General features: G+C 69.5%; 25 protein-coding genes. 5 read left to right on the top strand and 20 right to left on the bottom strand.

Features of this window, described 5'->3' with window-relative positions; all coding sequences use genetic code 11:
- The first annotated feature begins 7 nt into the window (after nucleotides 1-7).
- A complete protein-coding gene (locus VDQ83_RS01710; protein WP_455433623.1) occupies nucleotides 8-718 on the top strand; it encodes a response regulator transcription factor in 711 nt (236 codons plus the stop codon).
- A gap of 406 nt (nucleotides 719-1,124) precedes the next feature.
- Here VDQ83_RS01710 and VDQ83_RS01715 read toward each other — a convergent pair whose 3' ends face one another.
- The 14 genes from VDQ83_RS01715 to VDQ83_RS01780 all read right to left on the bottom strand — a co-directional run bounded on the left by VDQ83_RS01715 (nucleotide 1,125) and on the right by VDQ83_RS01780 (nucleotide 15,680).
- Nucleotides 1,125-2,756 (bottom strand): sulfite reductase subunit alpha, encoded by a 1,632-nt coding sequence (locus VDQ83_RS01715; protein WP_455433624.1) that lies wholly within the window; start codon nucleotides 2,754-2,756, stop codon nucleotides 1,125-1,127.
- Nucleotides 2,753-3,736, bottom strand: coding sequence for an FAD:protein FMN transferase (locus VDQ83_RS01720; protein ID WP_455433625.1), 984 nt, complete (start codon nucleotides 3,734-3,736; stop codon nucleotides 2,753-2,755). Before VDQ83_RS01720 ends, VDQ83_RS01715 begins: the two co-directional genes overlap by 4 nt.
- Before the next feature lie 67 nt (nucleotides 3,737-3,803).
- A complete protein-coding gene (locus VDQ83_RS01725) occupies nucleotides 3,804-4,610 on the bottom strand; it encodes a DUF4198 domain-containing protein (RefSeq protein ID WP_455433626.1) in 807 nt (268 codons plus the stop codon).
- A 29-nt stretch (nucleotides 4,611-4,639) separates the two neighbouring features.
- On the bottom strand, nucleotides 4,640-5,152 hold the full coding sequence (locus VDQ83_RS01730; protein WP_263395216.1) for a DUF2271 domain-containing protein: 513 nt from the start codon (nucleotides 5,150-5,152) through the stop codon (nucleotides 4,640-4,642).
- Nucleotides 5,153-5,204: 52 nt separating this feature from the next.
- Nucleotides 5,205-5,846 (bottom strand): PepSY-associated TM helix domain-containing protein, encoded by a 642-nt coding sequence (locus VDQ83_RS01735; RefSeq protein WP_263395215.1) that lies wholly within the window; start codon nucleotides 5,844-5,846, stop codon nucleotides 5,205-5,207.
- A 144-nt stretch (nucleotides 5,847-5,990) separates the two neighbouring features.
- Nucleotides 5,991-6,683 (bottom strand): Fe2+-dependent dioxygenase, encoded by a 693-nt coding sequence (locus VDQ83_RS01740; RefSeq protein ID WP_455433627.1) that lies wholly within the window; start codon nucleotides 6,681-6,683, stop codon nucleotides 5,991-5,993.
- A 69-nt stretch (nucleotides 6,684-6,752) separates the two neighbouring features.
- A complete protein-coding gene (locus tag VDQ83_RS01745) occupies nucleotides 6,753-9,059 on the bottom strand; it encodes a catecholate siderophore receptor Fiu (protein WP_455433628.1) in 2,307 nt (768 codons plus the stop codon).
- Nucleotides 9,060-9,349: 290 nt separating this feature from the next.
- Nucleotides 9,350-9,682 (bottom strand): non-heme iron oxygenase ferredoxin subunit, encoded by a 333-nt coding sequence (locus VDQ83_RS01750; protein WP_263395212.1) that lies wholly within the window; start codon nucleotides 9,680-9,682, stop codon nucleotides 9,350-9,352.
- A complete protein-coding gene (locus tag VDQ83_RS01755) occupies nucleotides 9,679-10,215 on the bottom strand; it encodes a GNAT family N-acetyltransferase (protein WP_455433629.1) in 537 nt (178 codons plus the stop codon). Before VDQ83_RS01755 ends, VDQ83_RS01750 begins: the two co-directional genes overlap by 4 nt.
- A gap of 103 nt (nucleotides 10,216-10,318) precedes the next feature.
- Entirely contained in the window at nucleotides 10,319-11,566 is a 1,248-nt protein-coding gene (locus tag VDQ83_RS01760) for a cysteine desulfurase (RefSeq protein ID WP_455433630.1), read from the bottom strand.
- The gene (sufD, locus tag VDQ83_RS01765) at nucleotides 11,563-12,825 is read right to left on the bottom strand and encodes a Fe-S cluster assembly protein SufD (protein ID WP_455433631.1); all 1,263 of its coding nucleotides are present in this window, start codon (nucleotides 12,823-12,825) and stop codon (nucleotides 11,563-11,565) included. The genes VDQ83_RS01760 and sufD overlap by 4 nt, the downstream gene beginning before the upstream one ends.
- Entirely contained in the window at nucleotides 12,822-13,589 is a 768-nt protein-coding gene (gene sufC, locus VDQ83_RS01770; protein ID WP_455433632.1) for a Fe-S cluster assembly ATPase SufC, read from the bottom strand. The genes sufD and sufC overlap by 4 nt, the downstream gene beginning before the upstream one ends.
- A gap of 173 nt (nucleotides 13,590-13,762) precedes the next feature.
- The gene (gene sufB / locus VDQ83_RS01775) at nucleotides 13,763-15,205 is read right to left on the bottom strand and encodes a Fe-S cluster assembly protein SufB (RefSeq protein WP_185815763.1); all 1,443 of its coding nucleotides are present in this window, start codon (nucleotides 15,203-15,205) and stop codon (nucleotides 13,763-13,765) included.
- A gap of 16 nt (nucleotides 15,206-15,221) precedes the next feature.
- Entirely contained in the window at nucleotides 15,222-15,680 is a 459-nt protein-coding gene (locus tag VDQ83_RS01780) for an SUF system Fe-S cluster assembly regulator (RefSeq protein ID WP_179566171.1), read from the bottom strand.
- 174 nt (nucleotides 15,681-15,854) lie between these two features.
- On the opposite strand from VDQ83_RS01780, the gene VDQ83_RS01785 reads away from it, so the two are divergent.
- Both VDQ83_RS01785 and VDQ83_RS01790 read left to right on the top strand, forming a co-directional pair.
- Nucleotides 15,855-16,322, top strand: coding sequence for an SET domain-containing protein (locus tag VDQ83_RS01785; RefSeq protein WP_179566169.1), 468 nt, complete (start codon nucleotides 15,855-15,857; stop codon nucleotides 16,320-16,322).
- 89 nt (nucleotides 16,323-16,411) lie between these two features.
- Entirely contained in the window at nucleotides 16,412-16,957 is a 546-nt protein-coding gene (locus tag VDQ83_RS01790; protein WP_455433633.1) for a type 1 glutamine amidotransferase domain-containing protein, read from the top strand.
- Nucleotides 16,958-17,317: 360 nt separating this feature from the next.
- Here the strand turns inward: VDQ83_RS01790 and VDQ83_RS01795 are convergent, their stop codons facing one another.
- The 5 genes from VDQ83_RS01795 to VDQ83_RS01815 all read right to left on the bottom strand — a co-directional run bounded on the left by VDQ83_RS01795 (nucleotide 17,318) and on the right by VDQ83_RS01815 (nucleotide 20,417).
- The gene (locus tag VDQ83_RS01795) at nucleotides 17,318-17,914 is read right to left on the bottom strand and encodes a DUF1439 domain-containing protein (RefSeq protein WP_455433634.1); all 597 of its coding nucleotides are present in this window, start codon (nucleotides 17,912-17,914) and stop codon (nucleotides 17,318-17,320) included.
- Between the two features lie 278 nt (nucleotides 17,915-18,192).
- The gene (locus VDQ83_RS01800) at nucleotides 18,193-18,492 is read right to left on the bottom strand and encodes a DUF3861 domain-containing protein (RefSeq protein WP_263395206.1); all 300 of its coding nucleotides are present in this window, start codon (nucleotides 18,490-18,492) and stop codon (nucleotides 18,193-18,195) included.
- Nucleotides 18,493-18,599: 107 nt separating this feature from the next.
- Nucleotides 18,600-19,160 carry a M23 family metallopeptidase gene (locus VDQ83_RS01805; protein WP_455433635.1) on the bottom strand — a complete coding sequence of 187 codons (561 nt, stop codon included), beginning with the start codon at nucleotides 19,158-19,160 and terminating at the stop codon, nucleotides 18,600-18,602.
- 3 nt (nucleotides 19,161-19,163) lie between these two features.
- Entirely contained in the window at nucleotides 19,164-19,865 is a 702-nt protein-coding gene (locus tag VDQ83_RS01810) for a tellurite resistance TerB family protein (protein ID WP_309918200.1), read from the bottom strand.
- A 153-nt stretch (nucleotides 19,866-20,018) separates the two neighbouring features.
- Nucleotides 20,019-20,417 carry an HU family DNA-binding protein gene (locus VDQ83_RS01815; protein WP_263395203.1) on the bottom strand — a complete coding sequence of 133 codons (399 nt, stop codon included), beginning with the start codon at nucleotides 20,415-20,417 and terminating at the stop codon, nucleotides 20,019-20,021.
- Between the two features lie 595 nt (nucleotides 20,418-21,012).
- Here VDQ83_RS01815 and VDQ83_RS01820 point away from each other — a divergent pair.
- Both VDQ83_RS01820 and VDQ83_RS01825 read left to right on the top strand, forming a co-directional pair.
- The gene (locus VDQ83_RS01820; RefSeq protein WP_309918203.1) at nucleotides 21,013-21,444 is read left to right on the top strand and encodes an OsmC family protein; all 432 of its coding nucleotides are present in this window, start codon (nucleotides 21,013-21,015) and stop codon (nucleotides 21,442-21,444) included.
- Between the two features lie 261 nt (nucleotides 21,445-21,705).
- Entirely contained in the window at nucleotides 21,706-22,359 is a 654-nt protein-coding gene (locus tag VDQ83_RS01825) for a glycine zipper 2TM domain-containing protein (RefSeq protein WP_455433636.1), read from the top strand.
- 122 nt (nucleotides 22,360-22,481) lie between these two features.
- Here the strand turns inward: VDQ83_RS01825 and VDQ83_RS01830 are convergent, their stop codons facing one another.
- Nucleotides 22,482-23,360: a PhzF family phenazine biosynthesis protein gene (locus tag VDQ83_RS01830; protein ID WP_455433637.1), complete on the bottom strand. Its 879-nt coding sequence runs from the start codon at nucleotides 23,358-23,360 to the stop codon at nucleotides 22,482-22,484.
- Between the last annotated feature and the right edge of the window lie 113 nt (nucleotides 23,361-23,473).

A 23,473-nucleotide genomic window follows, 5' to 3' on the forward strand; every position in this document is an offset into this window, starting at 1 on the left:
CAGGTGGTTGGCAAACGTATTGGTGGTGGACGACGACGCGGCCTTGCGCGACCGGATTCGCGATTATCTGGCCCGTTTCAACTTGCAGGCGCACGACGCCGAAAACGGCGCGCAGCTGTATGCGCAGCTGGCGGCCGAGCGCTACGACGCGGTGCTGCTCAATGCCGGCCTTGGTGGCGGCGAAGGGCTGAACCTGTGCCGGCAACTGCGCGACCGCGGCGGCATTGCGATCGTGATGATGGCCGACCAGGCCGAGCCGGTGGATCGCGTGATCGGCCTGGACCTGGGCGCGGACGACTACCTGAGCCGGCCGCTGGACCTGCGCGAATTGGTCGCGCGGCTCAACGCCGTGTTGCGGCGCACCCGTGCCGTACCGGTGCCGCCGCCAGCGCAGGATGGCGCATGGCAGGTCGATGCCTACCGGCACCAGGCGGTGGCGCCGGACGGCCGCGCGATCCCGCTGTCGCCCAGCGAACTGCGGTTGATGGCGGTGTTCCTCGAGCAGCCCGGCAACGTGCTCAGCCGCGAGGACCTGCGTACGGCGATCGGCGAAGGCGACGGCAGCGTTCCGCAGGGCGGACGCGGCATCGATCTGCAGGTGTCGCGGCTGCGGCAGAAGCTGGGCGACGACCCGCTGGTGCCGCAGTGGATCCGCACCGTGCGCGGCAAGGGTTACCTGTTCGAGCCGCACCGGCTGGGCATGCCCGCCGCGCGCTGATCCGGCGCCGCGTAGCGAGCGGGGGAAGAACGTCCCATCTCGCGCCAATGGTGCGAACGTCGCCGGCACCGGATTTGCGGCGTCGGTCGGGATCGCTGACGTGCACGCGAATGTCAGTGGCGCGAGCAAGCGGCCGGCGCTGGCGTGTGGGCGTCGTGCCAATGCGTGCGTGCTCGGCGCACGTCGCGTCGGTAGCGGCCTTCCAAGCGAACTGCATGCTGCGTTCTTCGGTGCCGCGTCGCGAGCGGATGAAAAAACGTTTCATCTCGCCAATGGTGCGAACGTCGCCTGCACCGGATTTGCAGCGCCATCGCAATCGGTAGCGAACGACGGGCTGCGTCGCGTTGCGCATGCGATTGCCGGCCGCTGGCAGGCGCTGCGTGGTCCGCGCCGTGGTAACACGCGCTCAGTACACGTCGCGCCGGTAGCGGCCTTCCAGCAGCAGGGTTTCCTTGCCCAGCCGCCCCAGCGCCTCTTCGAGCACCGCGTCCACGCCGGGGGCCATGCCGCGCAGGCTGCCGCAGACGTAGATCGCTGCGCCTTGCGCCACCCACTCGCGCAGGTCCGGCGCGGCCGCGCGCAGGGCGTCCTGCACGTAGCGGTGCGCACCCGCGTCGCGCGAGAACACCGCATCCAGCCGTTGCAGCGCGCCGTGCGCCAGCCAGGTGCGCAGTTCCCCGCCGTAGTGGTCGTCGTGCGCGGCGTGGCGTTCGCCGTACAGCAGCCAGGTTCGGGTGGCGCCGGCGTCGATGCGCGCGCGCAGGTGCGCGCGCAGCCCGGCGATGCCGGTGCCGTTGCCGATCAGGATCAGCGGTCGCGCCGGATCGGCGGGCGGATGGAAGTTCGGGTTCGGACGCAGCCGCAGGGCGATCTCGGCGCCGATCGGCGCTTCGTCGCACAGCCAGCCGCTGCCCAGGCCGGGCGTGCCATCGGCGCGCAGCGCGCGGCGCAGCAGCAGGCGCAGCGCGCCGTCGCTGGGCATCGAGGCGATCGAGTATTCGCGGTGCGGCAGCGGCTGCAGCTGCGCGGCCAGCGCCGCCAGCGCGATGCCGGCGGCCTGCGCCGGCTCCGGCAGGTGGCTGCGTGCCAGCAGCGCGGCCAGCGTCGTCGGCGCCTGGCCGGGACGCTGCACTGGCGCCGTGCCGTCCAGGCCACTGGCGTGCAGCCAAGCCTGCACCGCGGCGTCGCCATGGCGCGGCCCGACTTCGGCCAGGTCGCCGGCCTGCCACGCGGGCAGGGCGCCGTCGGCGGGCAGCAGCGCCAGCTCGAACACCGCGCCGCCGACGCTGCCGGGATTGCACAGGCGTCGCTGCTGCAGCCGCCAGCGCTGGTAGGCCGGCGGGGTCCAGTCGGGCTGTTCGCTGCCGCCGGCGAGCTGTCCCAGCAATTGCTGCCAGTGGCGCAGCGCGGCGTCGTCGGCGTTGTCCACGTCGATGCGGTCGAACAGCGGATGCGCGCCGTGCTGGCGCAGCCAGGCGTCGAGCCGGCGGCCGAACGCGCAGAAGTGGTCGTAGCGGCGATCACCCAGCGCCAATACCGCGTAGCGCAGCTGCGGCAACGCCTGCGACTGCGCCATCGCCTTGCGCAGGAACGGCAGCGCGTGATCGGGCGGATCGCCTTCGCCGCTGGTGCTGACCACGAACAAGGCCTGGGTCGCGTCGGCCAGTTCGGCCGCGTCGACCTTCTGCAAGGGCAGCACGCGCACCGCCTGGCCCGCCGCGCGCAATGCCTCGGCACTGCGCAGCGCGAGTTGCTGGGCGAAGCCGGTCTGGCTGGCCCAGGCCAGCAGCAGCGGCGCGTCGGCCTGCTTGCCGCTGCCGCGCGCGCCGCGGCGGCCGCGCCACCACAGCCACACGCAGGCCGCCGCGTACGCCGTCGTGGCCAGCGCCGCGTAGCCGATGCGCTGTTGCGACGGCGCGCCGGTCCACCATGGCTGCGGGTGCAGCCGCAGCAGTGCGTAGCCGATCGCGCCCAGCAGGGCGAAGGTCGCCGCGTGACCGACGACGTTCCAGTTGCGTTGCGACCGCGGCCGCGTCATGCGTCGAGCAGCGCGGCGAAGGCGCTGCTGAGCCGCTCCTGCACGCGTGCGCCGTCGCGCAGCAGGAAGCGTGCCGCCAGTCCCTCGCGTTCGGCGCAGGCCAGGCCGGTGTCGGCGCCGAGCACGCTCAGCGCGGTGGCCCAGGCATCGGCGCGCATCGCATCGGCGGCGACCACGCTGACCGCCGCCAGCGACGCCGCGATCGGCACGCCGCTGCGCGGATCCAGGGTATGGCTGTAGCGCTGGCCGTCCTGTTCGAAGCGGTGCCAGCGATCACCCGAGGTGGCGACCGCGCGGCCGTCCAGCGCCAGCACCCGTGGCGGCGTCGCGGCCTGCGCGTCCTCGTCCGGCGCCGACTCGACCAGCACCCGCCACGGTTGTCCGTCGGGCTTGCGGCCATAGCCGTAGAGTTCGCCGCCGACCTCGACCAGCGCGCTGGCCACGCCCTGCGCCTGCAGTTCGCGCACCGCCAGGTCCACGCCGTAGCCTTTGGCGATCGCCGACAAATCCAGGCGCAGGCCGCCGGGCTGGCGCAGCGTGCCGTCGGCCTCATCCAGCAGAAGCTGCCGCCAGTCGCCGGCGGCGCGCGCCTGGCGCAACGCCTGCGCATCGGGCACGCGGCGGCCGCTGGCGTCGGCGCCGAAGCCCCACAAGCCCAGCACCGCGCCGATGGTGGGATCGAACGCGCCGTCGCTGCGTCGGGCGATGTCCAGCGCGCAGCGCAGCACCTCGGCAAATGCCGCCGGCAGCGCATGCACGCTGCCGGCCGCGGCGCGGTTGTAGCGGCTGATGTCCGAGTCCGCTTCCCAGGTGCTCATCTGCGCGACCACCCGGTCCAGTTGCGCCTGGATCGCCGCGTGCAGCGGATGCAGGTCGCGGCGGCGGCGCAGCACTAGCTTCGCGCTCCAGGTGGTGCCCATGCTCTGCCCGCCGAGCGTGGCGATCTCGGCGTCGGCGTCGGCCTGGAGTGCGGACGGCATGCTCATGCCGCCGGCGCTCGCCCTGCGCAGCGCGTGCACGCGGCGCCCTGCGCTGGACGGCGTGGGCTCACTGCGGCAGCACTTCCAACGTCGCCACGTAGCTGAGCCGGCGCTGCTTGGCCTGCGGCAGCGAGGTCTTGGTGTCCTCGCTGGTGGTCTGCAGCCAGTACATGCCCGCTTCCGGCCAGGTCACGCTGAAGCCGCCCTGCGCGTCGGTGGTGAGCTTCAGTTCGTCCTGCGCGTTGCGGTAGCGGGTACCGCCGCGCACGATCTCCACCGCCAGCCCCGCGGCCGGCTTGCCATCGATCTGCAGCTTGAAGCTGGCCTTCTCGCCGGCGAACAGGTCGTTGGGATGGGTCACCGGCACCAGTTCCAGGCCCTTGCCGCTGGGCTTGAGCGCGGTCTGGTTGGGCGCGCCGTTGGTGACGAAGGTCTCCACCCGGCCCAGCGATTGCGACACCTGCAGGTCCTTGGCGTCCTTCGGCACTTCGCTGGCGAAGCTGGCGGCGTTGCCGCGCCAGCGCTTGCGCTGGCCGTTCTCGTTCCAGTTGGCGAACAGGCCGTCGTTGACCAGGGCCAGGCGATAGGTGCCGGTCTGCACCAGTTCCAGGTCGAACACGCTGCGGTACTTGCCGGTGGCCGGGTTCTGCGGCTGCACCGCGCTGCCGTCGGGCGCGGTGATGGCCAGGGTGTCCAGGCGCAGTGGCACGTGGTTGAAATAGAACAGGTCGTTGGAGACCGCCGCATCGACGGTGATCCACGGCCGCTCGCCGGCGAGCACGGTCTGCGAGGGTTGCAGCCAGGCCTTGTGGGCGAGGGCGGAGAACGGCAGGACCGCGGCGATGGCCAGCGCCAGCACGAGAGAACGCTTCATGGACTTGCTCCTTGCGAGGGAAAAGGGGATCACGGCTTGACGCTCAGGCGCACCGCGCCCAGTTCGCTGCTGCCTTGCGCGCTGCCGGTCGTGGCGGCCTTGGCCGGCCAGGCGAACGGGATCTTCAGCAGTTCGCGGCCGCCGACCTCGCGCGCGGCCTCGACCACCAGCGTGTACTGGCCCGGCGCCAGGCCCTTGAGCTGCTGCGCGTCGGTGAAGGCCAGCGCGTGCTTGCCGGCCGGGCGGGTCGGGCCGCTGACGCCGTCCACCGGCATCTGCAGGGTGCGGCCGCTGCGCCGCCACCACTGGCGCAGGTCCGGCAGCCACTTGGTGCCGTGGCCTTCGGCGGTGTCCTTGGACTGGTACCAGACCGCGAGGTTGCGCGCGACCTGCTGGTCGGCGCCCTCCACCCAGATCGCAACGTAGGGACGGTGATATTCGGCGACGTTGAGCTTGGGAATCTCCACGTCCAGTTCCAGCGTGGCCGCATACGCGGGCATCGACAGCAGGCCGCTCAGGGCGATGGTCAGGGTGACGCGCATGCGGGGCTCCAGGGTGGTGAGAGGAACGGTTCGGGAAGATCGGCGAAACAACTCAGTGGATCAGCAGCAGGGCGATCAGCAGCGGGATCAGCAGGCCCAGCCCGACCAGCGGCCAGGTCATGCGCCGCTGCCGCGCATGCAGCTGCAGCAGGAACAGCCCGGTGATGCAGAACACCAGGCAGGCCACCGCGAACAGGTCGATGAACCAGCCCCACGCGGGGCCGGTATTGCGGCCCTTGTGCAGGTCGTTGAAGTAGGAGATCCAGCCGCGGTCGGTGCGTTCGTACTCGACCGCGCCGCTGCCGCGATCGATGCTCAGCCAGGCGTCGCTGCCGGGACCGGGCAGCGCCAGGTACACCTCGTCGGCCGACCATTCGGCCGGGCGCCGGCCCAGGCTCAACCCCAGTTCGCGCTCCAGCCAGGCCGACACTGGACGCGGCAGCGGCGCATCGCCATCGGCCTGGCCGCCGAGCCGCTGCAGCAACGTTGCGGGCAGCTGCGCGGTGCGGTTGAGCACCTGCGGCTTGGCCTCGATGCGCGCGGCGTGGTTGAGGGTCAGCCCGCTGGCGGCGAACAGCAGCATGCCGATCAGGCACAGCGCCGAGCTGATCCAGTGCCACTGGTGCAGCGTGCGCAGCCAGAAGCCGCGGCGTTGCTGCGCCGTGGCCAGGTCGGGAGAGGAGGAGTCGGACAACGCGGCAGTCGGGTGGAGTGGGCGGAATGCATTCTAGATGAGAATTTGTCGCAATTACGTATGCGGCCGCTGCCGCCTGCGCGTCCGGGAATGGTCCGCGCCAGACCATCAACGCATCGGCACCGCGTGCGTTGACCGTCCGCGTCAGGTCTCGGACCAGTCGCGCAGCAGGTTGTGGTAGACGTTGCTCAGCCGCAGCAGCGACGCGCTGTCGGCGTCGGCCGCGGTCAGCGCCTGGATCGAGGTGTCCAGTTCCAGCAGCAACTGCCGGCGGTGGCTGTCGCGCACCAGGCTCTGTACCCAGAAGAACGAGGCCAGGCGCGCGCCGCGGGTGACCGGCAGCACGCGATGCAGGCTGCTGGACGGATACAGAATCAGGTCGCCGGCCGGCAGTTTCACCTCATGCTCGCCGTAGGTATCGCTGATGACCAGTTCGCCGCCGTCGTACTCCTCCGGCGCGGACAGGAACAGGGTGCAGGACAGATCGGTGCGCAGGGTCAGCGCCGGCTGCGTGGCGGTGGCGGCCAGGGTCATCACCGAGCCGTCGACGTGGAAACCGTACTCGCCGCCGCCCTCGTAGCGGTTGAAGCGCGGCGGGACCGTGCGCAGCGGCAACGCGGCGGCGAAATACAGCGGGCTGCGCGCCAGCGCGTTGAGCACCGCCTGGCCGAGTTCGTGCTTGAGCGGCGAGGCGTCGGGCAGTTGCCGGTTGCGCTTGACCTGCGCGCCCTGGGCGCCGACCGTCTCGCGGCCGTCGGTCCAGTCGGCGCCGTCGAGCGCCTGGCGGAAGCGCGCGAGCTCGTCGGCGCCGAGGATGTCGGGGATGTGCAGCAGCATGGGTCGCTCCGGCAACGTCCGCCCTCCGTGCGGAAGGCGGACGTTGCCCGTCGGTGGGCGCAGCCGCGGTCAGAACTTGATGTTGGCCGTCAGCATCGCCGAGCGCGGCGCGCCGGGCGTGTAGCGGAAGCCGCTCTTGTTGATGGCCGCGACGTAGTCCTTGTCGAACACGTTGTACACGTTCAGGCGCAGATCGAAGTGGTCGTTGATCGGATAGGTCACGACCGCGTCCCATACGGTATACGACTTGACGAACGCCGGCGTGCCGACCGCGCCGTCGGTGCCGCGCTTCATCTCGCCGGAGTAGCGGGCGCCGCCGCCGACGGTCAGGCCGAACGGCAGGGTGTAGGTGGTCCACGCGGTGAACGCGCTGTCCGGCGTATAGGCCAGGTCGGTGCTGCCGTCCTGCGACACCTTGGCGCCTTCCAGCACCTGCGCGTCGAGCTTGGTGTAGCCGGTGGAGATCGCCCAGTTGTCGCTGATCTTGCCGACCGCCGACAGCTCCACGCCCTTCACCCGCTTCTCGCCGGTCTGGTAATAGAGCCCGTCGCTGCCCTGTGCGATTTCGTTGCTGACGTCGGTCTGGAACAGCGCCATGGTCACGAACAGGCCGTCGTCCAGGAAGTTCCACTTGGTGCCGATTTCGGCGGTCTTGGCCTTCTGCGGATCGAAGCGCGGGTTGTTGGCGTTGTTGGCCGAGGCGCTCAGCTCCAGCGCGCTGCCGCCGGGAGGCTGCTGCGAGATCGCATAGTTGGCGTACAGGCTGACGTTCTCGGCGGCCTTGTAGACCGCGCCGAGCTTCCAGCTGAACAGCGTATCGGAGATGTCCGCGTCCACGCCGACCGCGGTGGTGCAGGGCACCGCGGTGGAGGTGGCGGTGGTGCAGGTCAGGCTGTCGAAGTCGGTCTTGTAGCGGTCCGCGCGCACCCCGGCGGTGACCAGGAAGCTGTCGCCGAACTTCAGCGTGTCGAAGGCGTAGGCCGAGAACGTGGTGGTAGTGCCCTTGCTGTGCGCGCCGTTGCGCGCGGTGACCAGCGGCGTGGTGTTCCAGTCCGGGGCGTACAGGTTGGCCGGGTTGGCGGCCAGCCAGGCGGCGCGGTCGACGATGTTGTGGCCCCAGCTCTCCAGTTCCTCGCGCGTGGCTTCCACGCCAGTGCTGAGGTTGTGCTGCACCGCGCCGGTGGCGAAGTCCACGCGCAGGTTCAACTGGTCGGTGACGATGGTGTACTGCTGGTCCTTGAAGGTGGGCAGGCTGCGCGCCACCGTCCAGGTCGAGGTGTCGGCCGGGTTCGGCGTGCGCAGGTTGGCGGTGTTGGGCATGAACGCGAACAGCAGGTAGTCCTGCTCGTTGCGGCCCCAGCGCGCGGTATTGGTCAGCTTGACCGTGTCGGAGAAGTCGTGCTCGAAGCGGAAGGTCGCCATCTTCGCGGTCACGTCGTCATGGTCGTAGCGGGTGCCGTAGAAGTTCTCGCTGTCCACGCGCGGGGCGGTGGACAGCCACGGACGCGCGGGGTCGGGCGAGGAATAGCCGGGCAGGCCGATGGTCGCCACGCCGCCGTCGGGCACGTTGTCCTGCTTCACGTACAGCAGGTCGAGGAAATAGCGGGTGTCGCTGCCCAGGCCGAATGCCAGCGAGGTGGCCAGGCCCCAGCGCTTGTTGTTGACCTGGTCGCGGCCGATCGCGTCGCTGTCCTGGCCCACCACGTTCACCCGCAGCGCGCTGCTGGCGCCCAGGGTCTGGTTCCAGTCCGCGGTCACGCGGCGCTGGTCGTCGGTGCCGCCGGACAGCGCGCCGCTGACCGAGTCGGTCAGGTTCGCTTCCTTGGTCACCAGGTTGATCGCGCCGGTCGGCGCGCTGCGGCCGTTGTCGGTACCGGCCGGGCCCTTGGCGACTTCGATCTGCTCGATGTTGAACACGTCGCGCGAGATCGAGCCCAGGTCGCGCACGCCGTCGACGAAGATGCTGCTGGAGCTGTCGAAGCCGCGCATGTAGATCGCATCGCCGGTGGTGGTGTTGCCGTTCTCGCCGACGTAGAAGGTGCCCACGCCCGGGCTGTTGCGCAGCGCCTCGGTGAGCGTGGTGGCGCCCTGCTCGTTGAACAGGTCCTTGCTGATCACGTTGATCGTCTGCGGGGTGTCGATCAGCGGCTGGGTGAACTTGGGCGAGGCCGGCGCTTCCACCAGGTAGCGCTTGGCGCGCTGCGCCTCGACGTCGACCTTGCCGAGGGTGGTCGGCTGGTCGGCCGCCGCGGCATCGGCGGCGAGCGCGTGGGAGGACAGCAGGCTCAGCCCGCCCAGCAGCGCGGCGGCGGTGAGGGTCTGCGCGGACACCTGGCGAGAAACGGCGTGCTTGCGGCTCTTGATCGGAGAGGTCATGGACGGTTCGGCTATGCAGGAAGAAAGGGTGGTCCGCAGCGCACGCAGCCGTGCCCGGAGGGCAGGTCGTACGCAAGGTCGGGGGTGACCAGATGGCGGGTCGCCGCTGGTCACTTTGACGTGGACATTCCGCCTATTTCCGCGCAAATGCGAATTGTTTGCAATACCTTTCGTGTATTGCGCCGCATGGCGAGGGGAAGCGGTCGCTTCCGATACCGGCCGCACCATGGCCTTTTCTGTCTCTAACTTTATGAAAGGAAAGAGATTCCGTCGTTTGGCCAGGCGCCTGGTCAGTCGCGGTCGTCGCGGGTCCAGATCCCGCCGTGCTCGGACTTCACCGGGAACTTCGGCACCGGGCTATAGGCCGGTGCGCACAACGGGCGGCCGTCGCGGATGTCGAAGCGGGCGCCGTGCAGCACGCATTCGATGCTGCCGGCGGCGGCATCGAAGCTGCCGGGGGACAGTTCGTAGTCCTCATGGCTGCAGCGGTCTTCCAGCGCATAGAACGTGCCGTCGAAATTGAACACCACGATCGGCGTGGCGGTGACTTCGTCCCACACCGTGGCCATCTCGCCCGGCAGCAGCGCGCCGTCGGCGCAGACGAAGGTCCAGGTCTCGCTCATGCGGCGTCGCCCAGCGGCTTCTCCAGCAGCTCGAAGCGCAGGTCGTCGCGCTTGGGCGCGCCGAAGCGCGCGTCGCCGTAAGGAAAGGGCTTCTTGATCCCGGTGCGGCGGTAGCCGCGGCGCTCGTAGAACGCGATCAGTTCCTCGCGCGCGTCGATCACCGTCATCTGCATGACCGGCAGGCGCCATTCCTGCCAGGCGATGCGCTCGGCCTCGGCCAGCACGATCTTGCCCAGGCCGCCGCCCTGCGCCTGTGGCTGCACCGAGAACATGCCGAAATAGCCGGCGCCATTGTCGTCGGCGATGTGCGCGCAGGCGATCAGCGCGCCGTCGCGCTCGGCCAGCAGCACCAGGCTGCGCGGACGCAGGATGTCGGCGCGCAGCACCTCGTGGTCGATGCGGTTGCCGTCGAGCAGATCGGCCTCGGTGGTCCAGCCGACGCGGCTGCTGTCGCCGCGGTAGGCCGAGGTGACCAGGGCGGCGATGGCGTCGATGTCGGCGACGGTGGCGGTGCGGAAGGTGAGGGTGTGCATGGGGGGATTTTAGCCTGGCGGCCGGGATTCGGGAGTGGGATTGGGGATTCGCCAAGGCGGCGCTTTTACGAATCCCCAATCCCGAATGCCCAATCCCCGCTCATCAGCCCAACAACTTCCTCACCTTCCGCAACGCCTCCACAAAGCGCTCGATCTCCGCATGCGTGTTGTAGAACGCCAGCGAGGCGCGGCAGGTGGCGGCGACGCCGTAGAACTGCAGCAGCGGGTGCGCGCAGTGCTGGCCCGAGCGTATCGCCACGCCTTCCAGGTCCAGCAGCGTGGCCAGGTCGTGGGCGTGCGCGCCCTCGACCAGGAACGACACCACTGCGGCCTTGCCGGGGGCGGTGCCGAAGATGCGCAGCCCGTCGATCTTGTGCAGTTCCTCGGTGAAATGCGCCAGCAGTTCGGTCTCGCGCGCTTCCACGTGCTGCAGGCCCAGCGCGGTCAGGTAGTCCACCGCTGCGCCCAGGCCGACGAAGCCGGCGATGTTCGGGGTGCCGGCCTCGAACTTGTGCGGCGGATCGTTGAACACGGTGCCGTCGAAGCTGACTTCCTTGATCATCTCGCCGCCGCCGATGAACGGCGGCATCGCCTGCAGATGCTCGCGCCGCGCCCACAGCGCGCCGGTGCCGGTGGGTCCGCACATCTTGTGCCCGGTGATGGCGTAGAAATCGCAACCGATCGCGGCCACGTCCAGGGCGCGGTGCGGCGCGGCCTGCGAGCCATCGATGACGCTGACGATGCCGCGCTTGCGCGCCTCGCGGCAGATTTCGCGCACCGGGTTGACCGTGCCCAGCACGTTGGAGACGTGGGTCAGCGCCAGCAGCTTCACGTCCGGGGTCATCGCCTTGCGCAGCGCGTCCAGGTCCAGCGCGCCGTCGGCGGTGATCTCGGCGACCTTGACGGTGGCGCCGGTGCGCTGCGCGACCAGCTGCCACGGCACGATGTTGGCGTGATGCTCCATCCGCGACACCAGGATGCTGTCGCCGGCCTTCAGCCGCGGCAGCGCCCACGAATAGGCCACCAGATTGATCGCGAAGGTGGTGCCGCTGCACAGCACCAGCTCGTCGGCGCGCACGTTGAGGAAGCGCGCCAGCTTGCTGCGCGCGCCTTCGTAGGCGTCGGTGGCCTCGGTGCCGAGCGCGTGCACCGCGCGGCTGACGTTGGCGTTGTAGCGGCGGTAGAACTCGTCCAGCGCGGCGATCACCTGCAGCGGCTTCTGCCCGGTGTTGGCGTTGTCGAAATAGATCAGCGGCTTGCCGTGCACCTGCCGCATCAGCAGCGGGAAGTCGCTGCGGATCTTGTCCCAGTCCGGCGCCGGCGCCGTGTCGAGCGGGGCCGCGCTGCTCATGCCACGCCTGCGGCGACCAGCGCCTGGTCCAGGCGCGCGACCAGGAACTCGGCCAGCGGCGCATCCAGCACGCGCAGCGGTTCGTGGCAGAACGCGGCGGTCAGCAGCTGTTGCGCACGCTCGCGCGGCAGCCCGCGCGAGCGCAGGTAGAACAGCGCGTTTGCGTCGAGCTGGCCGACGGTGGCACCGTGCGCGGCCTTGACCTCGTCGGCGTCGATCACCAGCACCGGCTGGGTGTCGATCTCGGCGTCGGCGGACAGCAGCAGATTCTTGTTGGACAGGTTGGCATCGCTGCCGTCGGCGCCCTGGCGGATGTGGATGCCGCCATGGAACACGACGCGGCTGCGCGCCGCGGCCACGCCGCGCCACAGCAGTTCGCAGGCGGTGTCGCGGGCGATGTGCTCGATGCCCAGGCGGGTGTCGATCTGGCGGCGGCCGTTGCCCAGCAGCACGCCGTTGGCGACCAGCCGCGCGTTGTCGCCTTCCAGGCGCACGTTGAGCTCGTGCCGCGACAGCGCGCCGCCCAGTTCCAGGTCGATGCGCCGGTACTGCGCGTCGCGCGCCAGCACCGCATCGGTGCGCAGCAGCGCGGTGACGCCGGACGCGTCCGCCTGCACCCGCGCGTGCGCCAGTTGCGCGCCGGCGGCCAGATGCACATGCGCCAGGGTGTTGCTCAGGTGCGCGGCCTCGCCCAGGTGCAGGTGATGCTCGACCAGCGACAGCGCCGCGTCCTGGCGCAATTCGATCAGGTGGCGATGGTGCCAGGCATGGTCGCCGGCGCCGGCGGTGGACACGAACACCAGGTGCAACGGCACCGCGACCCGCACGCCGGCGTCCACGCGCAGCACGCTGCCTTCGTCGGCCAGCGCGGCGTTGAGCTGCGCGAACACCTCGTCGCTGCGCTCGAAGCGGCGGCCGAGGAAGCGCATCGCATCGTCGCCGCTGCGCAGGATCGTGGACAGGCGCTGCAGCTCGACGCCGTCCGGCAGCCCGCCCAGATCGGACAGCGCATCGCTGGCGCGGCCGTTGACGAACGCCAGCCGCGGCGCGGGAATGCCGGCGACGATGGACGCGTCCACCATCGGGGCCGCGCTCGGTGCCGGGCTGAAGCTGCGCCGCTCCAGCGCGCGCAGCGAGGTGTACTTCCACGCCTCGCTGCGCGGGCCGGGCAGGCCTTCGCGCAGCGCCTGTTCCAGCGGCGCACGGCGCGCGCCGTCGCCGTGGAAGGCGGCCGCCAGGGAGTCGAGCAGCGCGCTCATCGGACCGTCGCCTCCGGCGCCACACGGTCCTTCAACCATGCGTAGCCGTGCGCTTCCAGTTCCAGCGCCAGTTCCGGACCGCCGCTCTGCACGATGCGGCCGTCGGCCAGCACGTGCACCACGTCCGGCTTGATGTAGTCGAGCAGGCGCTGGTAATGGGTGATGACCAGGAACGCGCGCTCGGGCGAACGCAGCGCGTTGACGCCTTCGGCGACGGTCTTCAGCGCATCGATATCCAGGCCGCTGTCGGTCTCGTCGAGGATCGCCAGCTTCGGTTCCAGCACCGCCAGCTGAAAAATCTCGTTGCGCTTCTTCTCGCCGCCGGAGAAGCCTTCGTTGACGCCGCGGTGCAGCAGTTCGTCCTTCAGGTGCAGCACGGCGAGCTTCTGCCGCACCAGCTTCAGGAACTGCATCGAATCCAGTTCGGTCTCGCCGCGCGCCTTGCGCTGCGCGTTGAGCGCGGCGCGCAGGAAATAGGTGTTGTTGACGCCGGGAATCTCCACCGGGTATTGGAAGGCCAGGAACAGGCCGGCCGCGGCGCGTTCCTCCGGTTCCAGTTCGAGCAGGTCGCGGTCTTCGAAGCGCACGCTGCCTTGGGTCACTTCGTAGCCGTCGCGGCCGGCGAGGATGTTGCCCAGCGTGGACTTGCCGGCGCCGTTCGGGCCCATGATGGCGTGCACCTGGCCGGGCTCCACCTGCAGCGACAGCCCCTTGAGGATGTCCTTGCCGGCGACGGAAGCGTGGAGGTTTTCGATATTGAGCATGGAGATGATGGTCCGTCAGAATTCTTGTATAGCCCCTATCCCGCCGGGAGAGGGGTTGGGGTGAGGGTCGGGGCGCGAAGCGTCTCGTGGGAGTTCGGGGGGGCGCGAGGCTTCGCGCGTACCCTCATCCGGCGCTTCGCGCCACCTTCTCCCGATGGGAGAAGGGTAAGGCGTCAGCCGACGCTGCCTTCCAGCGACACTTCCAGCAGCTTCTTGGCTTCCACCGCGAACTCCATCGGCAGTTCGCGGAACACCTGCTTGCAGAAGCCGTCGACGATCATCGACACCGCGTTTTCCTGGTCGATGCCGCGGGCGCGGCAGTAGAACAGCTGGTCGTCGCTGATCTTGGAGGTGGTGGCCTCGTGCTCGACCGTGGCGGTGGGATGCTTGACCTCGATGTACGGGAAGGTGTGCGCGCCGCACTGCTTGCCGATCAGCAGCGAATCGCACTGGGTGTAGTTGCGCGCGCCCTCGGCGCTGCGCTCCACCTTGACCAGGCCGCGGTAGGTGTTCTGGCCACGGCCGGCACTGATGCCCTTGCTGACGATCTTGCTCTTGGTGCGCTTGCCGATGTGGATCATCTTGGTGCCGGTGTCGGCCTGCTGGCGGTGGTGGGTCAGCGCCACAGAGTGGAACTCGCCGACCGAGTCGTCGCCGAGCAGCACGCACGAGGGGTACTTCCAGGTGATCGCCGAACCGGTCTCGACCTGGGTCCAGGTGATCTTGCTGCGCGCGCCGCGGCATTCGCCGCGCTTGGTCACGAAGTTGTAGATGCCGCCGACGCCGTTCTCGTCGCCCGGGTACCAGTTCTGCACGGTCGAATACTTGATCTCCGCGTCTTCCAGCACCACCAGCTCGACCACCGCCGCATGCAGCTGGTTCTCGTCGCGCATCGGCGCGGTGCAGCCTTCCAGGTAGGACACGTAGGCCTTGTCCTCGCACACGATCAGGGTGCGCTCGAACTGGCCGGTGTGGCCGGCATTGATGCGGAAGTAGGTGCTCAGTTCCATCGGGCAGCGCACGCCCTTGGGAATGAACACGAAGCTGCCGTCGGAGAACACCGCCGAATTGAGCGCGGCGAAGTAGTTGTCGCCGACCGGCACCACGCTGCCCAGGTACTGCTTGACGATCTCCGGGTGTTCCTTGATCGCCTCGGACATCGAGCAGAAGATCACGCCCTTCTCGGCCAGTTCCTTGCGGAAGGTGGTGCCGACCGAGACCGAGTCGAACACCGCGTCCACCGCCACGCCGGCCAGCTTGGCGCGCTCGTGCAGCGGCACGCCGAGCTTGTCGTAGGTGTCCAGCAGTTCCTTCGGCACGTCGTCCAGCGAGGCGTACTTGGGACCCTTCGGCGCGGAGTAGTAGCTCAGCGCCTGGAAGTCGATCGGCGCGATGTTGAGCTTGGCCCAGTGCGGCATCGGCATCTTCAACCAGTGCCGGTAAGCGGCCAGGCGCCACTCGGTCATCCACTCCGGCTCGTCTTTCTTGACGGACAGGGCGCGCACGACGTCCTCGTTCAAGCCTGGCAGGAACGAATCGGATTCGATGTCGGTGATGAAGCCGGCGTCGTAGCGACGTCCCAGCCGTTCCAGGATTTCAGCGTTTTCGGTGGCCATGGGGGCTGCCTACAGGTCAGGTGGTCGCGAAACGCACGGCGATCGGGCGCCGTCTGGTTTCGCCGGAAGAGGGAAGCGGGTGCAGCATCTGCGCAAGGGTCACGCCGCGCAGCGCGTCGGCGACCACGTCGTTGATCAGCCGCCAGTTGGAGCGCACGCCGCATTTCTGGGCGATGCTGCACTGGCTTTCCTGGTGGCTGCATTCGGTGATCGCCAGCGGGCCTTCCATCGCCTCGACGATCTGGATCAGGGTGATGGCGTCGGCCGGCCGCGCCAGCCGATAGCCGCCGTGCACCCCGCGCAGGCCTTCGACCAGCCCGGCCTGGGCCAGCGGCTTGAGCAGCTTGCTGACGGTGGGCGGCTCCAGCCCGGACTGCTCGGCCAGCTCGGTCGCGCTCAGCACCTCGCCCGGACGCGCGGCAAGCACGGTCAGCACGACGGTGGCGTAATCGGTCAACTTGGTGACGCGGAGCATGCGGAAACAGCCGGATTTCAATGCGGACCGAAATTGTACTCTTTTGCGGCGGCGGCGTCCAAGCCGCTCGTTCATGATGCTTTCTATCGGCGCCATCGCCGGTAGCGATCGGCGGGGCTTGGGATCGCCGCCGATGTGCGCCAGAATCACCGCTTTCCCGTTCCGGACCGCCGCATGCCCCGCAAGATCGCCGCCCGCAAGTCCCGTATCCATGGCAATGGCGTGTTCGCCGTACTGCCGCTCAAGAAAGGCGAGCGGGTCATCGAGTACAAGGGCCGCCGCCGCACCCATGCCGAAGTGGACCGCGACGAGGCCGGCGATGTCGAGACCGGCCACACCTTCCTGTTCACGCTCAGCGACGACTACGTGATCGACGCCAACTACGAGGGCAACGACGCGCGCTGGATCAACCACAGCTGCGCGCCGAACTGCGAGGCGGTGATCATCGAGGCCGAAGGCGACGACCGCCGCCAGGACAAGGTGGTGATCGAGACGCTGCGCGCGATCAAGCCGGGCGAGGAGCTGACCTACAACTACGGCATCACCCTGGGCGAGCGGCACACGCCGCGGCTGAAGAAGATCTGGGAATGCCGCTGCGGCTCGAAGAACTGCACCGGCACCATGCTGCAGCCCAAGCGCTGAGCGCGCCTGCACGTGGCCTAGACGCGCGGCTCACGACGCTGCAACCGCGGCGCTCCTAGGGTGACGCTCCCCCTGTAGAGGAGTTTCCCATGAGCACAGCATCTTCCCTGTCCGGCAAGCGCGTCGCGGTCCTGGCCACCGACGGCTTCGAGCAGTCCGAGTTGCAGGAGCCCAAGCGGTTGCTGGAGTCGTGGGGCGCGCAGGTCGATGTGATCGCGCCCGGCGATGCGTCCAGCATCCGCGGCTGGAACAAGAAGGACTGGGGCGACAGCGTGCCGGTCGACAAGCGCCTGGAGCAGGCCGATGCCGGCGGCTACGACGCGCTGGTGCTGCCGGGCGGCGTGATCAATCCGGACAACCTGCGCACCGAGGCGTCCGCGATCCGCTTCATCCAGGCGTTCGCCAGCGCCGGCAAGCCGGTCGCGGCGATCTGCCACGGCCCCTGGCTGCTGGCCGAAAGCGGCCTGGTGCGCGACAAGCAGGTGACCTCGTGGCCATCGGTGAAGACCGACCTGAGCAATGCCGGCGGGCGCTGGCAGGACGCGGAAGTGGTGGTCGACGGCAATCTGATCACCAGCCGCAAGCCGGACGACATTCCCGCATTCGCTGCGGCGGTGGCCAAGGCGCTGGGCTGAGTCTGGCGCCCAGCGTGCGCAACGATAAACGGCGGCCTTCGGGCCGCCGCTTTTCTGTAGGAGGGGCTTCAGCCCCGACCGGGGAATGAGGCAGTCGGATCGATCGAGTCGAGAGAAGTGTCGCGGCTGAAGCCGCTCCTACAGGGAGTGCGGCCAGCTCACCGGGTGCACTGTAGGAGCGGCTTCAGCCGCGACAGCATCCGCAGCCCGAGGCTGTCCGCTACCGATTCGGTTCCGGCAGAACTGTCGATCGTCGCGGCCAAGACGCCTTGCGCGACTCGCAGCAAACCAGGGCGCAGTTCTTTCCTCGCGCTGGTCCGAGGCGCGCAACGTCATCGCATCACCTGCAGCAGCACAGCATCACTGCCCGGACAACGCCCCAGCCGGCACCAGCTTGCCGATGTCCTGGTTGAAGTGCACCACCAGCTTGCCGTTCTCCACCGCCGCCGATTCGATCTGCACGTTGCCCATCACCCCGGCCAGCGCCGGGTCCAGCTTGTAGATCGGTTCCTTGCGCGCGTAGTCGTCCAGCCACACGTTGAGCAGTTCGCGGGTGTTGGCGTCGAGCTTGCCGCCGTTGGCAGCCGGGCGGAAGTCGTCGATGGTCGGCGATTGCAGGTGGAAGCCCTGGGTCTGCTGCTCGTAGCGCAGCGCGCTGGTCAACAGCACCGTGCCCAACGGGGTCGGCGCGCCGCCGCCGGTGGCCATGCTCAGGTCGAACTGCATCTTCAGCCGGTCGCCCGGCGGCAGCGACAGCTTGGGATCGCGGATGGTCATCTTGATCAGGCCGCCAAGCGCCTTGTGCGTCTGCGGGAAACTGCCGTCCAGGTACTGCTGCACATCGGCGGCGCCGACGCTGACCTGCTTGCCCTGGATCATGGGTTCGGCCTGCAGTTGCGCCGCGGCGGCGAGAGTCAGCAGCGCGACGGCGCGCAGGGTCGGCAGGCGAAGCTTCATGGTGGGGCGCCTTGGCAGAGTCAGAGGGTCAACATAACCGCAGCGGGTGAATGCGCGATTAGCGAAAGAGGGGCGATGGAGGCGGATCGTGCGTGCCGTGGCGCTGCATCGGCCCGCCACGCGCTGGGAATGCTAACGGAAGATCTCGGCGTTGCCCGCAGCTGTCCCGAGACGCGACAGGCGCAACGTACGGCAAGCGTCGAGCCGGGGCGTCCGCGCACTGCTGCCAGCCTGGCGAACCTGGTCAGGCAAGAGTTGGCACGCGCGGGCAGGGTCCGTCATGCGACGGTTGGCGCCAGCCGCGCCAGGATCGCGTCCAGCGACGGACGCAGCGGTGCCAGCAGCGCTTGGGCCTCGCTGTCGCTGCGCTCGCTCAACCCGCGCAGCAGTTGCGTGCCGACGGTCAGCGCGGCGCGTTCGTCGCCGTGCAGCCCGGGATGGCGCTGCGCCGCCTCGAGCAGGCGCATCCAGTCCTGCCGGCAGCGGGCCTCGAATTCGATGGTGCAGCGGCCGTGGCATTGCAGCCCGTCGGCCTCGATCGGCGTGACGGTGATGCGGTAGCGTTGGGGGGCGGTCATGGGCGTGCGCAGGGGGCGGGTGGTGAACCCAAGATAGGCGCGGTCCGCCGTCGCCACGAGAGGGATGGCCGCGACGCTCTGTTCCAGCGGCTTGTTCCGTGACCGGTTCAGTGCGCTGCGCGCAACAGCGGCAGTGGATCGTAGGCGCCGCCCTCGGCGTAGACCCCGTAGTGCAGGTGCGGCGGCGTGCCGCGTGCATTGCCGCTGTCGCCGACGCTGCCGAGCGGGTCGCCGGCCTCGACCAGGTCGCCGACCTGCAGGCCGGGCGCCCACTCCTGCAGGTGCGCGTAATAGTGGCGTTGCCGGGCCGGCCCCATCACCCAGACCTGGCGGCCGCCGAGGCCGCGGTCCATGACTGCGACCACGATGCCGCGGGTAGCGGACAGCACCGGCGTACCGCGCTTGGCGAAGATGTCTACGCCGGCGTGCTGGCGATCGCGGCCGCGCGGTGCGCCGAATGTGGCCGCGACGCGGCGCGGGTCCACGCCTTGCACCGGCATGTGCAGGGCGCTCGGTGGCGGCTGTCGCGCCAATTCCCAGCCGACCCGCGCGCGCAGCGCCCACGGCTGCCGCCAGGCCCAGGCCAGCGCGAGCGCGACGCAGGCCAGCATCGCGATGCGCAGCAACCAGCGGCGCAGCCGCCGCGCGGGCGAGGGCGCCGCCGTCATCGCTTACTGGTCGCCCTGGGCCGCGGCCTGTCGTTGCAGGTGCTGCTTCAGTCCGTCGTCGATGCCGAGCTGGCGTGCCAGTTCGTCCAGGTAGCTGCGCTCCATGAAGCTTTGTTCGTCGGCGGCGAGCAGGCTGGCCAGGTACATCTCCGAGGCGATTTCCGGCGTCGTCGCTGCCTGCGCCACCTCGGCCGGATCCAACGGCTTCTCCAGTTCCGCATGCAGCCAGCGCTGCACCTCCTCGTCGCCGTTGAGGCGGGTGAACTCGCCTTCGATCAATTCGCGCTCGCGCGTGTCGATATGGCCATCGGCTTTGGCCGCGGCGACCAGCGCGCGCAGGATGGCCTGGCTGTGCTGTTCCACTTCCAGCGGCGGCAGCCGGTCCAGCGTCTGCGGTTCTTCCGGCGCGACGGCGCCAAGTTGCTGGCGCTTGTAGTCGCCGTATGCGCGGTAGGCCATCACCCCGAGCGCGGCCAGGCCGCCGTAGGTGGCCAGCTTGCGCGTGGTGCGGTTCTTGCCCAGCAGCAGGCCGAGCGCGCCGCCGCTCAGGGCGCCCTTGCCGAAGTCGGCATTGAGCATGCCGCCGAGGCCGCCGCCCTTGCCGGGGGAGCCTGTGGCGGCGGACGCACCGGTCTTGGCCATGGCCTGGCCGGCGGCGCCCTGCGCCGATTGCAGCAGTTGGTCGAGAAAGCCCTGTAGCTTCATGCACGCATTTCCTGTCGATGGGAGGCGCAGGTATAGCGGGCGCCGCCTTAGCGGCCTGTCAATCCCGCCGCTGGTGGCGGCGAGCGCGCAAAAAAAAACGAGACGGCGTGGGCCGTCTCGTCGGGTGTGCTTGCCTGGATCAGGCGTCGCTGCTCAGAGCGCGGCGTCCTTGAGCTTCTTCAGCGGGCGCACCTTCAGCTTGGTGGTGGCCGGCTTGGCGGCGAACCACTGCTCTTCCTTGGTGAACGGGTTGATGCCCTTGCGCTTCGGCTTGGCCGGCACGCTGACGGCGGTGATCTTGAGCAGGCCCGGCAGGGTGAACGAACCGGCGCCCTTCTTGCTGACCGAACCGGCCACAGCCTGCTCGAGCGAGGCCATCACCGCGCGCACGTCCTTGGCGACGACGCCGCTGGCTTCGACGATGTGGGCGACCAGGGCCGACTTGCTCAGGGCTTCCTTGATCGGCTTGGGAGCGGCCGGCTTGGCGGCGGTCTTGGTGGCTACTTTCTTCGCTGCCTTTTTCGGGGCAGCCTTTTTCGCGGTCTTTGCCATGATGTCCTGGTTCCGTAAACGATTGGTGGTTGGGTCGCGCCGACCCCGTCGGCATGGCGAAATGTAGGGCATGTGCTACGCCGCGCCAATAGGCAAACGGCAAAAAACACGGAAAAAAGCCACATGCCGGGTTTTTTTTGCCTCGCCGGGCGGCTTTCGCCCGGAAAAGCGGCGATGCACCGCCGCAAGGTCCGCCTCGATCCGCCTGTTCGCGCCGCGATCATGGGCTGCCGCAACGCTGCCGGAGCCGCTTGGCGATGCCCGACATCGGGATGCGTGGCGTCCTTTCCAGCGCTCGGCGAACCGGGTCTGTCGTTGGCTGTCCGGTTCGATGGCGCGATGCGTGCGATCGCGATCGAGGCTTCAGCGCGGTCGGCGTGGTCGCTGTATGCACGCGTGCCGCGAGCGGGGAGGGGTGATAGACGCGCAGCAGGTCGGCATGCTTTTGCGCGCAGGTGCGAACCGGCAGCGGAACGGAGGGCCTTTGCGCAGGAATTGCGCGTTGCCAGCCTCAGCGCTCGGCTCGCTGCGCCGCACAAGGCCGTAACGCGTTCTGCCTTATGGTGCCCGCCTCATCCACCGACAGGAGCACCGCATGGGCATTTCGCGTCACGCCACCGCGCATTGGGAAGGCGACCTCAAGTCCGGCAAGGGCCAGCTGAGCACGCCGCAGAGCGGGCTGCTGGAAAACACCCGTTATGCCTTCAGCAGCCGCTTCGGCGACGAGAAGGGCACCAACCCGGAAGAACTGATCGCCGCCGCGCATGCCGGCTGCTTCACCATGGCGCTGTCGGCCAAGCTGAGCGACGCCGGTTTCCCGCCAACCTCGCTGGACACGCGCGCGGAGGTCGACCTGTCGATGGACGGCGGCCCGCAGTTGTCGCAGATCCGGCTCAAGGTCAAGGCGGTAGTGCCGAACATCGAGGCGGCGCAGTTCCGCGCCATCGCCGACGACGCCAAGCAGAACTGCCCGGTGTCCAAGGCGCTGAGCGCCGTACCGATCAGCCTGGAAGCGGAACTGGGCTGAGCATTCCGGCCCGGCGCTCGCCGGGCGTTTTTCGAAGCGGCATCGCGCCGCGCCTGCGTTACCGCCAGGCGCGGCGGCGTTCCCGTCGCTGCCATGGGAACGGTTCCAGTCGCGCCACGCGCAAGGGCATCGCGTGGCGCGTGTCCGGCGTCAGCTGTCGCCGCGCTAAACAGTCGCCGTGCGCCGGTCCCAATTCAGTCGTGTTTCACCGGCGCGGACCGAGCATGCGGTTGCGCGATCCACGCGCCTGGAATCTTCGACATGAACAAGCTCTCGACCCGTCTTCTGACCGCCGCGCTCGCCGTGGGCGTGGTCGGCTCCGCCGCCGCGCAGGATTACGGCCGCTACGACGACTATCGCGACCGCGGCTATTCGAGCGGTGGCGGCTATTCGGGCAGCGGCACCTACGATTACGCCCGCGTGGTGCGTGCCGATCCGATCATCGTGCCGGTGCGCGGTCCGCGCGAGACCACCGAGCGCTGCTACGAGCGTCCGGCCTCCGGCAGCTATGTCGAGAACGGCTACCGCGGCGACGGCTACTACAACGATGGTTACGGCGGCGACGGTTACCGCGGCACCGATGGCGGACGTAGCGCGGCCACGGTGGTCGGCGGCATCGCCGGTGCGTTGCTGGGCAGCCGCGTCGGCGGCGGCAATGGGCGTTTCGTCGGGACCGCGGTCGGCACCATGGTCGGCGGCCTGGCCGGCCGTTCGATCTACGACAGCAACGCCCGCACCACCGTGCAGACCGGCTCGGTCAGCGTCTGCGAACCGGTCGCGTACCGCAGCGAAAACTACGACCGGGTGGACGGCTACGACGTGACTTACGAATACGGCGGCCGCTACTACCACACCCGCAGCGCGCAGCGTCCGGGCGACCGTATCCGGGTCCGCGTCGACGTGCTGCCCGACTGATCGGCCAAGACGCCTCGCCGAAGGCGTCCCTCTCCAGTCTGCCGCGACCATCGCGAGGTCGCGGCCAACGCTCCCAAGGCCGCCATGCCTGCCGCTGCAGACTGGCGGCCTTTCCCATCGGCTCAGCGCCAGTCGATATGGCCGTCGATGACGGTCTGCACCTGGCCGCCCGACCAGACCTCGCCCGCGTCGTCCACGCGCAGCGTCAGCAAGGCGTCGTGGCCGACCTCGCGGCCCTGGCTGACCACGTAGCGGCCGCCGCGGCCGGGCAGCACGGCACGATGGTCCAGCCATGCCGCGAGCACCGCGTTGGCGGCGCCCGACGCGGCGTCCTCGAAGCGCCGGCCGTTGCCGACGAACGCGCGTACCGCCAGGTCGTAGGCGCGGCCGTCGGCCCGGGCGTAGGCGAACACGCCCATGCTGGCGGTGCTTTCGGCCAGCGCGGCGATCGCCTCCCAGTCCGGCGCCAGGCCGCGCAGTGCGGCCTCGTCGGCGATCTCGACCAGCCACCAGCAGCGGCCGCCATCCATGCGCACCGGCGGTTGTGCGCCCAGCGTCCAGCCGGCCAGCGCGGCGGCCAGGCGCGGATCGGCGGCGGCGGCGATCTCCGCGACCTGTGCGCGCGGGGTGCGGATCGCGATGCTGCGCACGCCGTCGGCCACGTCCACGCGCAGGGGCAGCAGCCCGGCGATGCCTTCCTGCACCAGCAGGCCGTCGCGGGGCGCGGCGATGCCGGCCTCCAGCACCGCGTGCGCGGTGCCGACACTGGGGTGGCCCGCGAACGGCACCTCCTTCTGCGGACTGAACATGCGGATGCCGTAGCTGGCGCCCGGCTGCGTGGCCGGGAACACGAAGGTGGTCTCCGGCAGCCGCGTCCAGCGCGCGATCGCCTGCATCGCGGCGTCGTCCAGGCCCTGCGCGTCCAGCACCACCGCCAGCGGGTTGCCGGCGCCGGGGCGCGGGGAGAACACATCCAGTTGCAGGAAACGGCGCGCGGTCATGGCAGGGGCTCGGGTGCGGGGGAGCGCAGCTTAGCAATCGGGCGCACACGCATGCCGGGCATCGGCGCGCAATGGGCGTTCCCGGCAGGCGCAGGAGCGTTGCGCATGACATA

This window comes from Xanthomonas sp. WHRI 7945 (genome assembly GCF_035026585.1).